Raw genomic sequence first — 17308 nt, forward strand, 5'->3', positions numbered from 1 at the left:
CATGACGCAGGGAGCATCGGAGACCGGCATCACGCGGGCGGCCGCGCTCGGCGACTACCTCAGGGCTCGTCGAGGACTGGTCCGACCGGAGGACGCGGGGTTCGTCCCGGAGGACGGGCGGCGGGTCGCCGGACTCCGACGCACCGAGGTGGCAGCCCTCGCGGACGTCAGCGCCGACTACTACCTCCGCCTCGAGCAGGGGCGGGATCAGCGCCCGTCCGAGGAGGTGCTGGCGGGCATCGGTCGGGCCCTTCGACTCGACGAGCACGCCGTGGACTACCTCTTCCGGCTCGCCTACGACGTGGACCTCTTCCCGGCCGAGCGCCGACCGTTGGACGCCGGCACGCCCGCACCGGCCGGACGATCCGTCCCGGACACGACACTCCTCGACCACTGGTCCGACACCGGGGCGTACATCACCGACGGCAACCGGGACGTCGTCGCATCGAACGCGCTCGCGCGACGCATCGGCGGCGGCCTCCTCGACGTCGGGCAGAACGACGTGCTCGGGTACTTCGACGATCGGGTGCGTTCCATCGCCCCTGAGTGGGAGGTGAGCGCCCCTGCCGTGGTCGCAGCACTCCGCTACAGCAGCGATCCGAGCAGCCCTCGATTGCAGACGATCGTCGAGGAGCTCACCGCTCGCAGTCCGTTGTTCGCCCGCCTCTGGGCTCGCCATGACGCCCGTCCCCTCGCCGGCGGTCCACTTCGGGCCTCGATCGACGAGTTCGGGACCGTCGAGCTGCAGTATCAGCACCTCCTCGTCCCCGACTGGCCCGGTCATCAGTTGACGACGGTCTTCGCAGAGCGCGGCTCCCCAGGGGCCGCGGTGCTCGCCTACCTCGCCGCCCGGGCCGACTGACCGCCATCCGGAGCGATGACCGGCGCACGCTGACCGAGGTGGGCCGGCGGGCACCAGAGGGGTAGCCGACGGCGGTCGCAGCGCCTACCGTGGACGCATGATCGCGAACGAGGGCGTGCGTGAGCGCCGGGACCGGATCAGGGACTTCATCGACTCGTGGCGAGAGGTACCCGTGGTCCTCTGCGACCGCACGCTGGACGTGCTCGAGGCGAATCCGGCGGCGGCACGCTTGACGCCGGCGTTCCACACCGGCGTCAACCTGGCGCGCTTCGCGTTCCTCTCCCCCGACCGGGTCGTCGGCGATCCGCTGTGGACCCGGATGTCCGAGACCACCGCGGAGCTCCTCAAGAGGTCGGTCGAGGAGCACGATACGGATCGCCCGGCGGCTCGGATCATCGGCGAACTCTCCGCGAAGTCGCGCGACTTCGCCCAGACCTGGGCCTCGGGCGACGGCCACTCCGGGACGTCGGGCCCAATCGTCTTCCCCACGCCGGCCGGGGAGGTCCGGATGGTCTACAACGTCTTGAACGCGCCCGGGCCCGAGGGCGACCTGCTGCTGGTCTTCGTCCCGTCGGGAGCATCGTCCCGGGCGCGGCTGAAGCGGCTGTCCGAGGCGGTCTCGCCGGACGAGCCCTCCACCTCGAGCGATCCGGTGCCCTCCCGCTGAAGCTCGTCCCGAGCTGCGAGGTAGGCGATCGCCGCCGCCGCAGCTGAGCCTGGCTCGTCGAAGAACACCGTGAGGAACTGGTCCGTGTGCGGGACCTCGAAGGTCTGCGCCCGGAAGTCGACCCAGCCGAGCGGCTCGATGAACGTGCGCGTCCGCCGGGACATCTGCGGTTTGACGAGGTGTTCCGCCCAGATCGTCCGGAACACCGGGTGCCGTGCCGAAAGCATCCCGACGATCTCCTGGAGGCGCGGATCGTCCGGTCGGCCGTAGTAGCGGAGCGGGGCGGTGAGGTCGCGGAGGGTCCCTTCCCACTCCCGGTGCATGCGCTCGTACTCCGGTGCGTCGGGCGACGTGGTGCCCCGGAAGTCGGCGTACTGCTCGAAGGCCGAGACGAGCAGGTTGACCCCGGGGTCGAGCATGCCCGGCGGTACCCATGCCCGCGCGAGCGCGTTCGCGGCGACGACGTACTGATTGTCGTCGCTCACGTACGCGGGCGTGCCGGACCAGTGCGCGAGGAGCCGGGCGACCCGGTCGTCGAGTCGCGTCGACCGGTCGTCGACCGCGCGCATGAACGGCCTCGGGCTCGCCAACCGGAGCAGGTATCGGCGTCCACTGTCGTCCAGCAGCAGGGCACGGGCGAGCCCGAGGAGGACCTGCTCCGACGGCCGCCGCACACGACCCTGCTCGATCCGCAGGTAGTACTCGGGGCTGATGCTCGCAAGGTGCGCGACCTCCTCGCGGCGCAGGCCCGGCACCCGTCGGGACGTGTCGGCGCCGATGCCGACCTGCTCTGGCCGCACGAACTCCCGGCGCGCGCGGAGGAACTCGCCGAGAGCATTCGAAAGTCGAGTTGGTGACATCGCCGCGTCCTCCGGAGAGCGAGTGGGATCGACGCCAATCCTCCCCCAGCAAGCTCGTCTGTATGCATCCTTCCGCGGCCGATCATGGGTCGTTTCTGGACATGTCGACCGACGATCGGTCGTTCGCTGAGCCTGACCCTGCGCGTCCCACCCGGTCGCCGCCCGACGTCACTATCGTGGTCGCATGGTTGAGCGCGGACCCGCCGATCGGCTCCCTCAGGACCTGGTCGATCTCATCGACTCCTGGTCGACCGTCCCCGCGTTCGTCCACGACCGCCACTTCACGGTGCTGCACGCCAACCACCTCGCCCAGGCGTTGTCGCGGGCCTTCCGTCCAGGAGCCAACCTGCTGCGCTCGACCTTCCTCCGCCCGGAGGTCCTCCGGGCGAGTCCCGATCCCGGCCTCGTCACCGAGCATGTGGTGGGCGAACTCCGGAAGTCGCTCGGCACCCACGAGTGGGACGCGGTCTTCGAGGGCCTCGTGGACGAACTCCGCTCCGGGAACAGCCGCTTCGCCGAGGCCTGGGCCGGGCTGGAGCCGGACCTCCGACCCGATGCGGCCGAGTCGTTCACCTTCGACCGTCCGGATCTCGGGCGTCTCGAGCTGCGCTACCTCCAGTTGGAGGTCCCCGAACACTTCGGCATGAGTCTCGTGGTCTGGCGAGCGTGCGACGAGGCTTCGGCACGGCTGCTCGCGGTCCTCGCCGGGCAGTCCCCCGACCGGACCTGACGAGCGGGCCGCCACGATCCGACCGCCGACGGGCACGATCTCGTCATCCGTCGGAAGGGTTGTCGTGCCGTCCCTGCTGGGCTGGAGACGATCCAGGCCGCAGGGCGGCGGAGCGAGGAGGACACCATGGATTCGACGGATGACACCGTCCCGCACCACGAGACCCCGAGTCTGGGTAATCCGGATCTTCCGGCGGAGGGCGAGGTGAACACGCTCCGCCACTCGCAGAGCACGCAGATGACCGGCCCACAGAACTCGGCAATCGCAAGCCAGTTCCCGAACCAGATCGACGCTCCAGGAACCGACATCAGTACGCAGGCGTTCTTCTGGTCGTCCTTCAACATCTCGCCCCGCCGTGTGCAGGATGGCGGGTGGGCGCGCGAGGTGACGAAGCAGGACTTCGCGATCTCCGACGAGATCGCCGGCGTGAACATGTACCTCGAGTCAGGCGGCATCCGCGAGCTCCACTGGCACCAGACGGCCGAGTGGGCCGTCATGACCCGTGGCAGGTGCCGGGTCACCACCCTCAGCCGATCCGGGATGCCCAGCGTCGAGGACGTGGAGGAAGGCGATCTGTGGTTCTTCCCCGCCGGGACGCCGCACTCCCTGCAGGGGCTGGGTCCCGACGGCGCCGAGTTCGTGCTCGCGTTCGACGACGGCGACCAGTCGGAGTCCAACACCCTGCTGCTCACGGACTGGTTCGCCCACACACCGCCGGACGTGCTGGCGAAGAACTTCGGGGTGGCCCAGGAGACCTTTGCGGACATCCCGCTCCACAACCTCTGGATCTTCCCCGGCGACGAGCCCGGCCCGCTCGCCAAGGACCAGGAGGACGCCGGTGTCGAGTGGGGAGCGTCGGAACCGATCATCTTCCGGCTGTCGCGGTCCACGCCACTCCACCGGAACAGCGGCGGGAGCATCCAGATCGCGGACAGCACCAACTTCCCGCTGTCGCAGTCGGTCGCCGCAGCGCTCGTGACGGTGGAACCCGGGTCGATGCGCGAGCTGCACTGGCATCCCAACGCCGACGAGTGGCAGTACTACCTCCGCGGATCCGCCAGGATGACCGTCTTCAACACCGGACCCCACGCGAACACGACCGACTTCCGCCCGGGCGACATCGGTGTCGTGAAGAAGAACCTCGGACACTACGTGGAGAACACCGGCGACGACGTGCTGCAGTTCCTCGAGGTGTTCCGCACGGACCGGTACGAGGAGGTGTCGCTCGCGAACTGGCTGGCGCACGTGCCGCCGTCGCTCGTCGCCGCACACCTGAACATCGACGAGGCGACCCTGGCGACCTTCCCCCGGGAAGCGCAGGGGATCACGCCGCTGCGTCCGTGATCCGGGCAGGGTGGCTCTCGGCGGGCCACGCTCGCCCAGGGCCATCCGTCCTAGCTTGAGCGGGACACCACTCGTTCAACCGCGCGGAGGCACCGATGAACAGCGAACGCAGCACGATCGAACCGGCCGAGGGCTCCTGGTCCATCTCGGACGACCGGGCGTTCGTCCTCATCGACATGCTCAGCGACCACCGGGACCGGCGGCGCCACGCGCTCAGGACCGCGCGCTCGAGGCGCTGGCTCGACTCCTACGGTGAGGTGGTCGTGCGTTCGGTGCTGCTCGGGACCACGAGCACGATGGAGCGGGACGAGTACGCGCGGGCCCTCCGTCACGACGGCCGCGACCACACGCTCGTCCTCGATCACGTCGGCGGCTTCGTCCTCGTGACCTCCGAACGACGCGCCGCCTCGCCCGTCGACGAGTGGGTCCGCTCCGTCGCGCCGGCCGGTGTCCGCATCGCCGCGATCGGTTCGGCCGTGCTGCACGCGGACGAGGACGACCTGCTCGGCGTCGTCGACGAGGCCCGCACCGCTGCCGAGATCGTCGGTCAGGTCGGGGACGCGCTCGGGTCGACCCGCGCGGAGGATCTCGGCGGGTGGCGACTCCTGCACGCGATCGGCGGCGGGCCGCAGCTCGTGACCTCGGCGTCACCGGCGGCCGACGAGCTCTGGCACGCGGATCCCGTGCGTCGGGAGACGGTGGAGACCTACCTCGACGCCGGGTGCAACGTCGTCGTCGCGTGCGAGCGGCTCCACATCCACCGCACGACGCTCTACTACCGGCTCGACACCATGCCGGAGGTCGTGCGCGACGCGCTGGCCGACGGCTTGAAGCGGAGCACGCTGCACCTGTCGCTGAAGCTGCTCCGCCTCTGGAACGACGTCCCCACCGCGTCGGAGCGGTCGTCCGCGTCCAGCCGACGCCGACGCGTTTCGGAGACCGTCGCCCCGGTGCGGCAGCTGCACCCGCAGACCGCTGGCACCGAGTAGAGGTCGACGTGACCAGTTCAGCACGACGCGTCCCGATCGAGCCTCAGGCCGTGGACGCGCCGCTCAGCGGGACCGCCGTCTTCCTCGTGCTCACCGTGCGCGACGCGGTCGGCGCGATCGACACCGTCCGCAGCACCCTGGCGGGTGTCGCCGATGTCCTGAAGAACGTCGCCTTCCGCGACCTCGACGCCGCCCTGTCCTGCACCGTCGGGATCGGCGCGCGCGTCTGGGGTGAGCTCACGCGCGGTCCCGCACCGAGGGAGCTGCATGTCTTCCCCGCGGTCGTCGGCGACCGGCACACCGCGCCCTCCACGCCCGGCGACGTCCTGCTCCACATCCGCGCTGCGAGACGCGATCTGTGCTTCGAGTTCGAGCGGCAGCTCCTGGACCTGCTCGGCGACGCCGTCGAGGTCGTGGACGAGACGGTCGGCTTCCGGTACTTCGACGTCCGTGACCTGCTCGGCTTCGTCGACGGCACGGCGAACCCGGTCGGGCAGGACCTTCCCGACGCCACGCTCGTCGGTGACGAGGACCCGGCCTTCGCCGGTGGCAGCTACGTCGTGGTGCAGAAGTACACGCATCCGCTCGACCGCTGGCGCGCGCTCACGACGGAACAGCAGGAGGCGATCATCGGCCGCGCCAAGGCCGACAACGTCGAACTCGACGATGCGGAGACCGGCCAGAAGTCGCACAAGACCCTGTCCACGATCGTCGTCGACGGTGCCGAGCACGACATCCTCCGCGACAACATGCCGTTCGGGAGCCCGGCCGGCGGCGAGTTCGGCACCTACTTCATCGGGTACGCCCGACGGCTCTGGGTCATCGAGCGGATGCTCCAGCGCATGTTCATCGGTGACCCACCCGGACTTCACGACCGGCTCCTCGACTTCTCGACGGCCCGGACCGGCTCCGTGTTCTTCGCGCCGAGTGCCGCGTTCCTCGAGGCGATGGACGACGATCCGGCCCCGTCCGGCCCCGCTGATCCGGCGAGCGCCGTCATCCCTGCCTCGCCGCCCGAGCCCGCTGACGGTTCCCTCGGTCTCGGCTCGCTCCAAACCGCTCCCGAAAGGACGTGACCGTGAACAACCATCTCTTCCGACACCTCGCGCCGATCACCGATGAGACCTGGCAGATGCTCGACGACGAGGCCCGTGCACGCCTCACCCCGGTGCTCGGCGGCCGACGGGTGGTCGATTTCGCCGGCCCGCTGGGTTGGGATCACTCCTCCACCCACATCGGCCGTGTCGGCGCGGTCGTCGACGCCCCGATGGACGGGGTGATCGCCCGACAGCGTGCGTCGCTGCCCCTGACGGAGGTGCGTGCCGACTTCGCGCTCATGCGCAGCGAGCTGGACAGCGCGGCGAGAGGCGCACTCGACGTGGACCTCTCCCCGCTCGACGACGCGGTCACCCGCTTGTCCACGGTGGAGAACGCGGCGATCCTGTCCGGCTGGTCCGCGGCCGGGTACACGGGTGCGACGGCTGCCTCGCCGCACCCACCGCTGACACGGGACGACGACCCGACGCGGTTCGCACAGGTGGTCGCCACGGCGGTCGAGACGCTCGCGCGGGCCGAGGTCGGCGGCCCCTACGCCCTGGCCATCGACGCACCGGGCTGGGTGTCGGTCACGGGCGGCAACGACAGCGGTGGTGCGCGGCTGTCCTCGCACATCGAGGCGATCCTCGGCGGGGAGGTCGTCTGGACGCCCGGTATCGAGGGAGCCGTCGTCCTCAGCCGACGTGGCGGCGACTTCCTGTTCGAATCCGGTCAGGACATCGCCCTCGGCTATGCGGCGCACTCGGCCGAGTCGGTGAGCCTGTACCTCGAGGAGAGTTTCAGCTTCCGCGTCGTGACGCCAGAGGCTGCCGTCGCGATCCGTTAGCGCGGCGACACGGCTCCGTCGATCGGGCCCGCCAGGCGCGATCGGGTCTGCAGGGACGCCTCGGCCACGCCGACGCCCGTCGTGCGGAACCGTCGCTGGTACTCGGAGGGCGTCGTGTTGTACCGTGCCGCGAACGCACGGCGGAAGGCGATCGGGCTGGCGTACCCGGCGGCAGCGGCGACCTGCCCCACCGTGTCCCCGGCCTCCAGCATGCCGAGCGCGACGTCGAGTCGGAGCGAGCCGACGTACTGGATGGGCGTCATGCCCAGCTCGTCCCGGATGACCCGGTTGAGGTGGCGGACGCCGACGTTCGCGTGTGCGGCGATGTCGGCCAACGATCCCGCACGGGTCGGATCGCCGTGGATGTAGTCCGCGACGGCCTTCGCGATCGAGGTCCGCGCCGGCTTCGCGCGGACGGAGGCGGAGAACTGCGACTGGCCGCCGGACCTGCGCATGTAGACGAGCAGCAGCTGCGCGATGGAGCGTGCGACGTCCGCACCGTGGTCCTCCTCCACGATCGCGAGCGCGAGGTCGATCCCGGCGGCGACCCCGGCCGAGGAGTAGGTGTCGCCGTCGCGGACGAAGATCGAGTCGGGGCGGACGTCGATGGAGGGGTAGGCGGTGGCGAGCGCGCCGGTGAACTTCCAGTGGGTCGTCGCCGACTTGCCGTCGAGGAGCCCGGTGACCGCGAGGGCGAACGCTCCGCTGCAGATCGATGCCACCCGCTCGGCTCGGGCCGCGAGGAGCCGGACCGCGGTCTGCACCTCCTCCGGGCGGTACACCTGTGGTGCGGACTCGCTCCCCGGGACGATCACGAGGTCGAGCGGGCCGCTGTCGGCCGCGGCGGCGTCCACGCCGACCCGGAGTCCCATCGACGTGACGACGTCCTCGCCGTCGTGGGAGAAGAACCGGACGTCGTAGCCGTCGACCCGCTGGTTCGCCTCGGTGAACACCTCGGCCGGGCCGACGAAGTCGAGCGTCTTCACCTGGTCGAACAGGAAGATCCCGACGCGGCGTCGTCGCGTGGGTCCTCCGAGGATGGGCTGTGGTCCTGGCTCCTGCTGGGGCGGGCTCATCCCCACATCCTGCCCGACGAGAGCGCCCCGGCCAACGTCGGATTCGACTTCTGTCGCACCTGCCGCCGACGAACGTCCGAAGACTCCGGCCCGGCGCCGGCGTAGCCTCGGTCGGACGGGCCCGCCGCCTGGAATCCGGGCCATCCACTCCACGACGCCCAAGGAGATCCGCTCATGTGACTCGAACGCGCGGGGACCATCCCCCTCGACCTCACCCATCGCACCGCGCTGGTGACCGGCTCGACGAGCGGGATCGGCTACGCCATCGCCGCGCGGCTCGTCGAGGCGGGGGCGGACGTCATCGTCAACGGCCGCGACGCCGATCGCCTCGAGGCCGCCGTCCTCTCGCTCGACACCGAATCGGTCGAGTCTGTTCGGGGGATCACCGCAGACGCGACCACCCTGGAGGGAGCTGAACGGCTCGTCGCTGAGGCCGGCCAGGTCGACATCCTCGTCAACAACCTCGGTGTCTTCGAGGCCGTACCGCCGCTGGACATCACCGACGAGCAGTGGCGGTCGATGTTCGAGGTCAACGTGCTGTCGGCCGCTCGCCTCACCCGGCTACTGCTCCCCGGCATGTCCGGTCGCGGCTGGGGTCGTGTCGTCGACATCGCCAGCGACTCCGCCGTGGTCATCCCCGAGGAGATGATCCACTACGGCATGTCGAAGACCGCGCTCCTCGCGGTGAGCCGCGGCTTCGCGAAGGCCGCCGCAGGGACGGGCGTGACGGTGAACTCGGTGATCGCCGGCCCCACCCACACGCCGGGCGTGGAGACCTTCGTCCGGCAGCTCGTCGGCGACGAGCTCGAGTGGGACGACGCCCAGCGGGAGTTCATGCGTCTGCACCGCCCGCAGTCGCTGATCGGCCGCCTCATCGAGCCCATCGAGATCGCGAACCTCGTGGTGTACCTCGCCTCGCCGCTCGCGTCCGCTACTACCGGCGGCGCGCTCCGGGTCGACGGCGGCTACGTCGACTCGATCCTGCCCTGACGTCGACACCGACCGAGAGCCGAGCGACCCGATGACGACCTCCCCCGTTTCGACCCGATCCCGCGTCTCCCACGGTGCCGGGTTCTGGATCGTCGCGACCACGTTCCTGCTGGTGATGGCCTACTCGACCGTCCCGACGCCGCTGTACGCGCTGTACCAGGCGAGGGACGGGTTCCCCGTCTCGACGATCACCGTCATCTTCGCCGCCTACGCCGTCGGCGTCGTGTTCAGCCTCTTCTTCGTCGGCCACATCAGCGACTGGGTCGGGCGGCGGCGGATGCTGCTCATCGCGATCCTGATCTCGGCGCTGTCGGCAGTGCTGTTCCTCCTCTGGAGTAGCGTGGAGGGGTTGATCGTCGCGCGGGTCGTCAACGGCGTCAGCATCGGCGTACTCACCGCGACGGCGACCGCGCACCTCGGCGAACTGCGCGCGGTCGCCCGGCCCGACGAGAACTCGATCGTCGCGGCATCGGTCGCCGGAGCCAGCAACCTGGGCGGTCTCGCCCTCGGACCGCTCATCGGTGGACTCTTCGCCGAGTTCCTCCCGAACCCGCTCGTGCTCCCGCACGCGGTGTTCCTCGTGGCGCTCGTCATCGCCGCGATCGTCATGGTCTCCGTGCCCGAGACCGTCGAGCAGAGCGAGCCGCGGAGGCGCTACCGACCACAGCGCCTCGCGGTCCCGGCGTCGTCCCGCGGGGCGTTCATCGCTGCCGGGTTCGGTGCCTTCGCCGGCTTCGCGCTCCTCGGCCTGTTCACCTCACTCGCACCCACCATCCTCATCGGCACCTTCGACGCACCCGACCACCTGCTCGCCGGTGTGACGACGTTCTCCGTGTTCGGAGCCGCCGCGCTCGGTCAGGTGCTGCTCGCTCGACTCCCGTTGCAGCGCCAGCTCCTGATCGCGACGGTCAGCTGCGGTGTCGGACTCGCTGCGGTCGCCGCGGGCGCGGTCCTGCCGCAGCTGGGTGTCTTCCTCGTCGGCGGTGTCATCGCCGGACTCGGTGTCGGCGTTCTGTTCAAGTCGGCGATCGCGACCGCCGGATCACTCGCCGATCCCGCCCGGCGGGGCGAGACGCTGTCGCTCGTGTTCCTGATCGCCTACTGCGGCCTCGCCCTCCCAGTGCTGGCCATCGGCTTCGCGTTGACCTTCGCACCGGAGATCGACGTGCTGCTGATCTTCGTCTCGCTCGTACTGGTGACGACGGTGCTCGCCGGTGTCGCGATGACCCGGCGAGCGGCCGGACGCCCCTGACCGGGCCCGGCTGCCACTGAACGGGCGGTGTCGGCTTCGGCCTACCCGAACGTCTCGGCGAGGTAGCGATGGACGAGGGAGACCGCCATCGCCCCCTCGCCGACGGCCGACGCGACCCGCTTGATGGAGTTGGCGCGGACGTCACCGGCCGCGAACACGCCGGGCTGGTTCGTCTCGAGGTGCAGGGGCTGACGGCGGAGCGGTCACGCCGACAGGTGCTCCGGCAGCAGGTCGCCTCCGGTGAGCAGGAAGCCGCGAGGGTCCAGCGCGACCGCGGAGTCGCGGGCCCAGGCTGTGTTGGGGCTCCCGCCGATGCAGATGAACAGGCGCGACGCAGGCACGTCGGTCGTCGTCCCCGCGGAGTCGATGGTCAGGCCGCGGAGGCGGTCCTCGCCGTGGAGCGCGGTGACCGTCGTGTCCACGAGGATCTCGACATTGGGAGCCGCGAGCAGTCGCCGCAGGAGGTAGGTCGACATCGTCGACGAGAGGGAGTGACCGCGGACGAGGACGGTGACCCGCTCAGCGTGCGCGGCAAGGTTCATCGCCCCCTGGCCCGCCGAGTTCGCACCGCCCACGATGTAGACGTGCTCGCCGACGCACGAGGACGCCTCGCTCGTGCCGGCGCCGTAGTAGACGCCGGAGCCCTCCAGCTCCTCCTCCTTCGGCAAGCCGAGGCGACGCCACTGCACCCCCGTCGCACAGACGACCGCCCGCGCGGAGAGTCGCGAGCCGTCCGCGAGCTCGGCCTGCATGTGATGATCGCCGAAGCTCCGGCTCAGGCTGTGCCGCATGACGAGCAGTTCCGCGCCGAACGCGATCGCCTGTCGACGAGCCTGTTCCGCGAGGGCCGCACCGGAGATGCCGTGCGCGAAGCCGAGGTAGTTCTCGATGAGGCTGCTGGATCCTGCCTGACCACCGACGGCGTCCCGTTCGACCACGGCGACATCGAGTCCCTCGGACGCCGCATAGACCGCGGCGGAGAGGCCGGCCGGTCCGGCGCCGTAGACGAGGACGTCGTACTCGCTGCGTCGCGGTCGCTTGATCCAGCCGAAGTGTTCGGCGATCTGCGCGGGCGTCGGATCGGCGAGCCGGGTGCCGTCGGGGAAGGCGACGACGGGAAGCCGGGCCTCCGCCAGACCCGCACCGAGCTGCGTCCGACAGTCCTCGTCCGTCTCGACGATCACCGTCTGGAACGGGACACCGCTGCGGGTGAGGTAGTCACGGATCGCGAAGGCCTCGCGACCGAAGGACCGCTCGAACACGAGCAGTGGTGCGATCGCCACCTCCCCGACGACGGTCATGAACCGAGGAGTCGTTCCCACTGGGCGGGGACACGGTCGTGCGGCCCGGGGACCGTCTGCGAGCGTGGGTGACTGAGCGGAGGCGCGAGGGTCGGACCGACGAAGGACTCCTCCGTGCCGTAGTCGTAGAACCAGTCCTCACCCGGCTCGTAGCTCCGGATCACGCGATGACCGGTGGTGGTCGCGTGCTTCGTCGCGTGCTTGTTCAGGGAGTCGTCGCAGCATCCGATGTGCCCGCAGAACGTGCAGCGGCGGAGATGCAGCCACCAACTGTCGGTCGCCTCGCACTCGGCGCAACCGGGCCCGGACGGCGGGACGTCCGGCTTGATGTACTGCTCGACGTCGTCCATGGTGGACCTCATCTCGGCTCGTGCTGCGGTGACGTGGACTCACCGTACGGCCCTCCGTGCGCGGCCCGCTTCGACCTCAGTCGGAAATCGAAGGCTCGTCAACCGTTCGTTCGCGCAGCATCCCGTCAGCCCCGAGCGTTCTGCACGATCGCGGTCAGGGCGTCGAGATAGGAGTCGAAGGCGACCCGGCCCTCCGCGGTGAGTGCGATGCGGCGGCCGCGGCGGTCCGTGTCGCTCTTCCCGACCTCGATCACCCCGGCGTCGGCGAGCGCCGAGAGGTGCTTCGAGAGGGCCGACTTGCTGACGCCGGTGATGCGCAGGAGCGAGGCGAAGTCGGTGTACTCGGCGGGCGCCAGTGCGGACAGCAGGGCGAGACGGGCAGGCTCGTGGAAGAGCGGGTTCAGCGCCTGGCGGCTGACCGCGGCGTCTTCGGCTGCATCGTCGTCAGGCATCGCGCGACCCCGACCGTCCGCCGAGCGGCGTGGAGCCGTTCGCGAGGCGCACCAGTGCGGGCAGACAGACGGCGAACACGACGACGGCTGCGACGACCGCGGACACCGTGTTCGGTACGGAGACACCTGCGGAACGGGCGATCCACTGGGTCACGACGTAGACCACGGCGACCGCCACGCCGCTCGCGGTGAGCAGCAGTACGCCGGTCCGGTCCGACCAGTCGAGGCGGAGCTTCACCGGGCGCGCGAGGGACACGGCGACGAACCCGATGGCGACGAGTCCGAGCAGCCAGACCATGTCGAGGTCGACGACGACCCCGAGCGCGGTGATGAGTACCGCGGTGAGGATGGCGGTGGTGAGCGCTCCCTGGCGTGCGGAGCGGCGCGAGGCGTCTCGTGCCTGGTTCAAGCGGTCCTGTGCGTCTTCATGATCCATGATCGACCTCCAGTCGTTGCGTCTGAAGAAACTATCATAGTGTTTCCCCAAAGGAAACAACCATCGGGCGCGACGCTTGCCATCGCGCCCCCCTAGACGGCGAGCGTCACGTGCCGACCGAGCGCTTCGATCGCGGCCTCGTCGCGCTGATAGTGCGACCACTGGCCGATCCGAGTGCACGTCACGAGGCCGGCGCGCTGGAGCGTGGCCATGAACTGCGAGGCGGTCGACTGCGACACCTCAGCCCTCGCCTGGATGTGCTTGAGACACACGCCGACCTCGGCCGCCGGCTGATCCTGCGGCGGGAACGACTCGGGATCCTTCAACCACCCCAGGATGGCCAGGCGCGTCGGGTGACCGAGCGCCTTGAAGACGGCCACCAGGTCCAACTCGTCAGCATTCGTCATACGTCAAACATATCGCAATATCGCGATTCCACGATGTTGTGCAACACTGTGGATCGGTAAATCGCGATCTAACGATGGAGATGTCATGACACAGCACACAGCACTGGTGGTCGGAGCCCGTGGAGTGATCGGCGGGAACCTGATCACCCGTCTCGAGGGGCTCGGCTGGGACGTGATCGGGGTGTCCCGACGCGGCGGCACCGACCGGGGATCCGTCAGGCACCTCGCGGTGGACCTGCTCGACCGCGACGCGACCATCCACCAGTTGCGGGGCCTGTCGGAGGTGACGCACCTGTTCTACGCCGCGTACCAGGACCGCCCCAGCTGGGCCGAGCTCGTCGCGCCGAACCTCGCGATGCTCACCAACGTCGTCGACGCGGTCGAACCCGTCGCGCCGGGCCTCGAGCACATCAGTCTGATGCAGGGCTACAAGGTCTACGGCGCGCACCTGGGACCCTTCGCGACACCCGCGAAGGAGTCCGACCCGCCGCACATGCCGCCGGAGTTCAACGTCGACCAGCAGCAGTACCTCGAGCGCCGCCAGGTCGGGGCGGCCTGGTCATGGTCGGCGTTGCGGCCGTCGGTCGTCGCCGGGATCGGCCTGGGCAACCCGATGAACCTGGCGATGGTCATCGCCGTCTACGCCTCCATGAGCAAGGAACTGGGCATCCCGTTGCGCTTCCCCGGCAAGCCCGGCGCCTACACGAGCCTGATCGAGATGACCGACGCCGACCTCCTCGCGAAGGCCACCGTGTGGGCCGCGACGCACGAGGCCGGACGCAACGAGGCGTTCAACATCACGAACGGCGACCTGTTCCGGTGGTCGTCGATGTGGCCGAAGATCGCCGCCTTCTTCGACCTCGACGTCGCGCCGCCACTCGAGATGAGCCTCGCCGAGGTGATGGCCGACAAGGAGGCCCTGTGGAACGCGATGGTCGAGCGGCACGGCCTCGCGCCCACCAGCTACGCCGAGGTGTCGTCGTGGGCGTTCGGTGACTTCGTCTTCACGTGGGACTACGACGTCATCGCCGACACCTCGAAGTCCCGCCGAGCCGGCTTCCACGAGTACGTCGACACGGAGGCGATGTTCCTCCGGATCTTCCAGGACCTCCGCGATCAGCGACTCATCCCGTAGGCGCAGGAGCCCGGCTACTGCTCGAAGGCGGCGAGCGCGACGCTCGCCGCCTCCGCGACCAACGCGTCGTCGTACTCGGCGTCCGGGTCGAGTGTGTTCGTGAGGATGGTCAGGACGATCGGGTCGCCGCCCGGCCGGTCGATGATCGCGATGTCGTTCCGGATCCCACCCGCACCCCCGGACTTGTCGGCCACCTGCCATCCCGCCGGAGCACCGGCCCGGATCAGGGTGTCGCCGGTCGCGTTGCCGCTCATCCAGGCGAGGAGCGTCGCCCGGTCGGCGGACTCCAGGTAGGAGCCGTCGACGAGGCGCGTCAGGTTGTCGGTGAATGCGGCAGGGGTGGTGGTGTCATCGGTGCTGCCCGGTTCGATCACGTTCAACAGCGGCTCCGCGTTGACGACCTCGGTCACCTCATCGCCGAGCGTGACGAGGGCGGCGTCCAACGCGGCGGGCCCACCGATCCGCGCGAGGACGAGGTTGAGGGCCGTGTTGTCGCTCTGCCGGACGGCGGCCTCGGCGAGCTGCGACAGGGTCAGGCCGGTCTCGACGTGTTCACTCGTCACCGGCGAATAGCCGGCCGCCTCGACATCCTCAGCCGACCACGTGATGACCTCGTCACGCGCCGAACCGCGCACCTCGTGGAGGAAGACCGCTGCGGCGAGCGCCTTGATCGTCGAGGCGTACCCGAAGCGCTCGTCAGCCCGGTAGGACAGGCGCGCGCCGGTCCCGGTGTCGACGGCGCTGATGCCGACGCGCGCGCCGAACTCGGCCTCCAGGGCTTGGAACTCGCCGGACAGGTCGGGCATCGACGTGGGCGGCGCCGACGTTGGCGCCGAGGTTGGGGAGCTCGGCGACGCCGACGGGGACGGAGTAGCGGAGGCGCACCCCACGAGCCCGAACACCAGCCCACCGGCCAGGGCGACGGCGACGACGCCACCGGTGCTCCGCGTCATCGACGAACGCCGGCCTGCCCGGCGACCTGCTGATCGAGGCGCTCGAGGTCCGCCTCGACCATCGCGACATCCCGCGCGAACGCGTCGTCGTCCAGCTCGATCTGTCGGACGGTGAACACCACCTCGGCACCCTCTGGATGGGCCAGCACGCGGACCGGGTTGGTCACGACGGTCCCCGACGGCAGGGTGACGTCGTGGTCGAGCACGCCGAAGCGGTTGCGCTCGACGAACCGGACCTCCACCCGACCCATCGGCGACTCGACGAACAGCGAGTCACCTTCGCGCACCACCTCGGCCTGCGCGAGACCGGCCGCCCACCGTGGGAGATTGTCGATGTCGGACGCGTATTCGTAAACGGCTTCCGGCGAAGCGCCGATGACCCGGCTCACATGGTGACTTCTCATGACCGCATCCTGCCACCTCGGTGTGGGATCCATCCGCCACGTCCCGCCTGCGGATGATGCTCCGCGAGCGGGATCGTCCTGCGGGCTGACGATTCGACCATCGACGATTTGTAGCCTGGAGGCATGCCCGGCATCACCCGCAGTCGACCGCCCTTGCCATCACCGGCCCCCATGGAACAGCGACGTCGTCGGCGTCGGCGTGGCCTCATCGCTGCCGTCGTCACGGCATCATTCCTCGCACTGGTGGTCGGCGGCGCGGTCGTCGCCGCGCCGCTCCTGCGGTCGTACGGGATCTACCTCGTCCCACCATCGCCGCAGACGTATGCGGAGGTCGCGCTGGATGCGATGCAGCGGGGCGTGGACGCGACGCCGGACCGCTACACGCAGGTGCGGGAGCGGGCTCTGGCCTCAGTCGCGGACGCCTCCGACTATGCCGACACCTACGGGCCGCTCACGAAGGCGGCGGCCGAGCTCGGCGGCCCCCACACCACCTTCAACGATCCTGCGACCGCGGCCGAACTGTTCGGGCCGTCGTCGGGATCGAAAGCGGAGAACGAACTGCCCACCGTCACGAGCGCTGACGGCGTGACGACCATCCGCCTCCCGACACTCATCGGTGGCGGCTCCGGAAAGGACTCCTTCGGCCAGCGGTACATCGACACGGCCGTCGATGCGATCACCGCCGCCAGGCCCCACACGTCGGCATGGGTGGTCGATCTGCGGGACAACCACGGCGGCAACGTGTGGCCCATGCTGGCTGCCGTGGCACCACTGCTCGATGATGGGACCGTCGAGACCTTCGAGTCCGTCGACAGGTCGACGGTCGTCTCGGTGTCGGGCGGCGGCGTCTCGTCCGACGGCAATCGACAGAGCGCGGCGACGAAGCCGCAGCCGAAGGTGGACGGGCCGATCGCCGTGGTCATCGACGGGATGACCGGCAGCTCCGCGGAGGCGGTCGCGATCGCCTTCATCGGGCAGTCGGACGTGCGCGTGTTCGGTCAGCCGAGCTACGGCTTCAGCACGGCGAACCAGCCGGTCCGCCTCTACGACGGCGCGGTCGTCAACCTGACGGTCGCCGTCGACGCCGATCGCACCGGCAAACGCTACGGTGTCCCGATCCAGCCCGACACCGTCGTCGAGGACTTCACGCAGCTGCCCGCGGTGATCGGCGCGTGGGTCGCCGACCGCGGCTGAACGATCCGCCCACCGAGAGTGCCG

At 69.9% G+C, this 17308-nt stretch carries 19 protein-coding genes and 1 pseudogene; 11 read left to right on the forward strand and 9 right to left on the reverse strand.

Features of this window, described 5'->3' with window-relative positions; genetic code table 11:
* Position 1: 1 nt before the first annotated feature.
* Both EAO79_RS02850 and EAO79_RS19285 read left to right on the forward strand, forming a co-directional pair.
* Positions 2 to 862, forward strand: coding sequence for a helix-turn-helix transcriptional regulator (locus tag EAO79_RS02850; RefSeq protein WP_124767706.1), 861 nt, complete (start codon positions 2 to 4; stop codon positions 860 to 862).
* A 97-nt stretch (positions 863 to 959) separates the two neighbouring features.
* A complete protein-coding gene (locus tag EAO79_RS19285; RefSeq protein WP_159876324.1) occupies positions 960 to 1529 on the forward strand; it encodes a hypothetical protein in 570 nt (189 codons plus the stop codon).
* 38 nt (positions 1530 to 1567) lie between these two features.
* On the opposite strand, the pseudogene EAO79_RS02855 reads toward EAO79_RS19285, so the two are convergent.
* Positions 1568 to 2389 (reverse strand): annotated as a pseudogene (locus EAO79_RS02855) (helix-turn-helix transcriptional regulator); the annotation flags it as partial.
* A gap of 184 nt (positions 2390 to 2573) precedes the next feature.
* On the opposite strand from EAO79_RS02855, the gene EAO79_RS02860 reads away from it, so the two are divergent.
* The 5 genes from EAO79_RS02860 (at position 2574) to EAO79_RS02880 (ending at position 7334) form a co-directional block, all read left to right on the forward strand.
* Entirely contained in the window at positions 2574 to 3119 is a 546-nt protein-coding gene (locus EAO79_RS02860) for a hypothetical protein (protein ID WP_124767708.1), read from the forward strand.
* Between the two features lie 126 nt (positions 3120 to 3245).
* Complete coding sequence (locus tag EAO79_RS02865) at positions 3246 to 4463, forward strand: cupin domain-containing protein (protein ID WP_124767709.1); 1218 nt, start codon at positions 3246 to 3248, stop codon at positions 4461 to 4463.
* Between the two features lie 95 nt (positions 4464 to 4558).
* Positions 4559 to 5452: a helix-turn-helix domain-containing protein gene (locus EAO79_RS02870; RefSeq protein WP_124767710.1), complete on the forward strand. Its 894-nt coding sequence runs from the start codon at positions 4559 to 4561 to the stop codon at positions 5450 to 5452.
* Between the two features lie 8 nt (positions 5453 to 5460).
* The gene (locus EAO79_RS02875) at positions 5461 to 6528 is read left to right on the forward strand and encodes a Dyp-type peroxidase (RefSeq protein ID WP_124767711.1); all 1068 of its coding nucleotides are present in this window, start codon (positions 5461 to 5463) and stop codon (positions 6526 to 6528) included.
* 2 nt (positions 6529 to 6530) lie between these two features.
* Complete coding sequence (locus tag EAO79_RS02880) at positions 6531 to 7334, forward strand: family 1 encapsulin nanocompartment shell protein (RefSeq protein WP_124767712.1); 804 nt, start codon at positions 6531 to 6533, stop codon at positions 7332 to 7334.
* Here EAO79_RS02880 and EAO79_RS02885 read toward each other — a convergent pair.
* Positions 7331 to 8410 carry a GlxA family transcriptional regulator gene (locus tag EAO79_RS02885; protein WP_124767713.1) on the reverse strand — a complete coding sequence of 360 codons (1080 nt, stop codon included), beginning with the start codon at positions 8408 to 8410 and terminating at the stop codon, positions 7331 to 7333. The genes EAO79_RS02880 and EAO79_RS02885 overlap by 4 nt on opposite strands.
* A 198-nt stretch (positions 8411 to 8608) precedes the next feature.
* On the opposite strand from EAO79_RS02885, the gene EAO79_RS02890 reads away from it, so the two are divergent.
* Together EAO79_RS02890 and EAO79_RS02895 are read left to right on the forward strand one after the other, a co-directional pair.
* A complete protein-coding gene (locus tag EAO79_RS02890) occupies positions 8609 to 9400 on the forward strand; it encodes an SDR family NAD(P)-dependent oxidoreductase (RefSeq protein WP_124767714.1) in 792 nt (263 codons plus the stop codon).
* A gap of 31 nt (positions 9401 to 9431) precedes the next feature.
* Positions 9432 to 10652: an MFS transporter gene (locus EAO79_RS02895; protein ID WP_124767715.1), complete on the forward strand. Its 1221-nt coding sequence runs from the start codon at positions 9432 to 9434 to the stop codon at positions 10650 to 10652.
* A 203-nt stretch (positions 10653 to 10855) separates the two neighbouring features.
* Here EAO79_RS02895 and EAO79_RS02900 read toward each other — a convergent pair whose 3' ends face one another.
* The 5 genes from EAO79_RS02900 to EAO79_RS02920 all read right to left on the reverse strand — a co-directional run bounded on the left by EAO79_RS02900 (position 10856) and on the right by EAO79_RS02920 (position 13598).
* Entirely contained in the window at positions 10856 to 11953 is a 1098-nt protein-coding gene (locus EAO79_RS02900) for an FAD-dependent oxidoreductase (RefSeq protein ID WP_206428269.1), read from the reverse strand.
* Entirely contained in the window at positions 11950 to 12303 is a 354-nt protein-coding gene (locus EAO79_RS02905) for a UBP-type zinc finger domain-containing protein (protein WP_124767716.1), read from the reverse strand. Before EAO79_RS02905 ends, EAO79_RS02900 begins: the two co-directional genes overlap by 4 nt.
* 125 nt (positions 12304 to 12428) lie before the next feature.
* Positions 12429 to 12755: a transcriptional regulator gene (locus EAO79_RS02910; protein WP_124767717.1), complete on the reverse strand. Its 327-nt coding sequence runs from the start codon at positions 12753 to 12755 to the stop codon at positions 12429 to 12431.
* Entirely contained in the window at positions 12748 to 13191 is a 444-nt protein-coding gene (locus EAO79_RS02915; protein WP_124767718.1) for a hypothetical protein, read from the reverse strand. Before EAO79_RS02915 ends, EAO79_RS02910 begins: the two co-directional genes overlap by 8 nt.
* Positions 13192 to 13283: 92 nt before the next feature.
* A complete protein-coding gene (locus EAO79_RS02920) occupies positions 13284 to 13598 on the reverse strand; it encodes a helix-turn-helix transcriptional regulator (RefSeq protein ID WP_124767719.1) in 315 nt (104 codons plus the stop codon).
* A gap of 85 nt (positions 13599 to 13683) precedes the next feature.
* Here EAO79_RS02920 and EAO79_RS02925 point away from each other — a divergent pair, with 85 nt between their 5' ends.
* Complete coding sequence (locus EAO79_RS02925; RefSeq protein WP_124767720.1) at positions 13684 to 14733, forward strand: SDR family oxidoreductase; 1050 nt, start codon at positions 13684 to 13686, stop codon at positions 14731 to 14733.
* 14 nt (positions 14734 to 14747) lie between these two features.
* Here the strand turns inward: EAO79_RS02925 and bla are convergent, their stop codons facing one another.
* Together bla and EAO79_RS02935 are read right to left on the reverse strand one after the other, a co-directional pair.
* Complete coding sequence (gene bla / locus EAO79_RS02930) at positions 14748 to 15686, reverse strand: class A beta-lactamase (RefSeq protein ID WP_124767721.1); 939 nt, start codon at positions 15684 to 15686, stop codon at positions 14748 to 14750.
* Positions 15683 to 16090 (reverse strand): SRPBCC family protein, encoded by a 408-nt coding sequence (locus EAO79_RS02935; protein WP_206428270.1) that lies wholly within the window; start codon positions 16088 to 16090, stop codon positions 15683 to 15685. The genes bla and EAO79_RS02935 overlap by 4 nt, the downstream gene beginning before the upstream one ends.
* 123 nt (positions 16091 to 16213) lie before the next feature.
* Between EAO79_RS02935 and EAO79_RS02940 the strand changes: the two genes are divergently transcribed.
* Positions 16214 to 17284, forward strand: coding sequence for a S41 family peptidase (locus tag EAO79_RS02940; RefSeq protein WP_124767722.1), 1071 nt, complete (start codon positions 16214 to 16216; stop codon positions 17282 to 17284).
* Positions 17285 to 17308 lie beyond the last annotated feature (24 nt).

The sequence above is a fragment of the Plantibacter sp. PA-3-X8 genome (assembly GCF_003856975.1).
Classification (GTDB): Bacteria; Actinomycetota; Actinomycetes; order Actinomycetales; family Microbacteriaceae; genus Plantibacter; species Plantibacter auratus.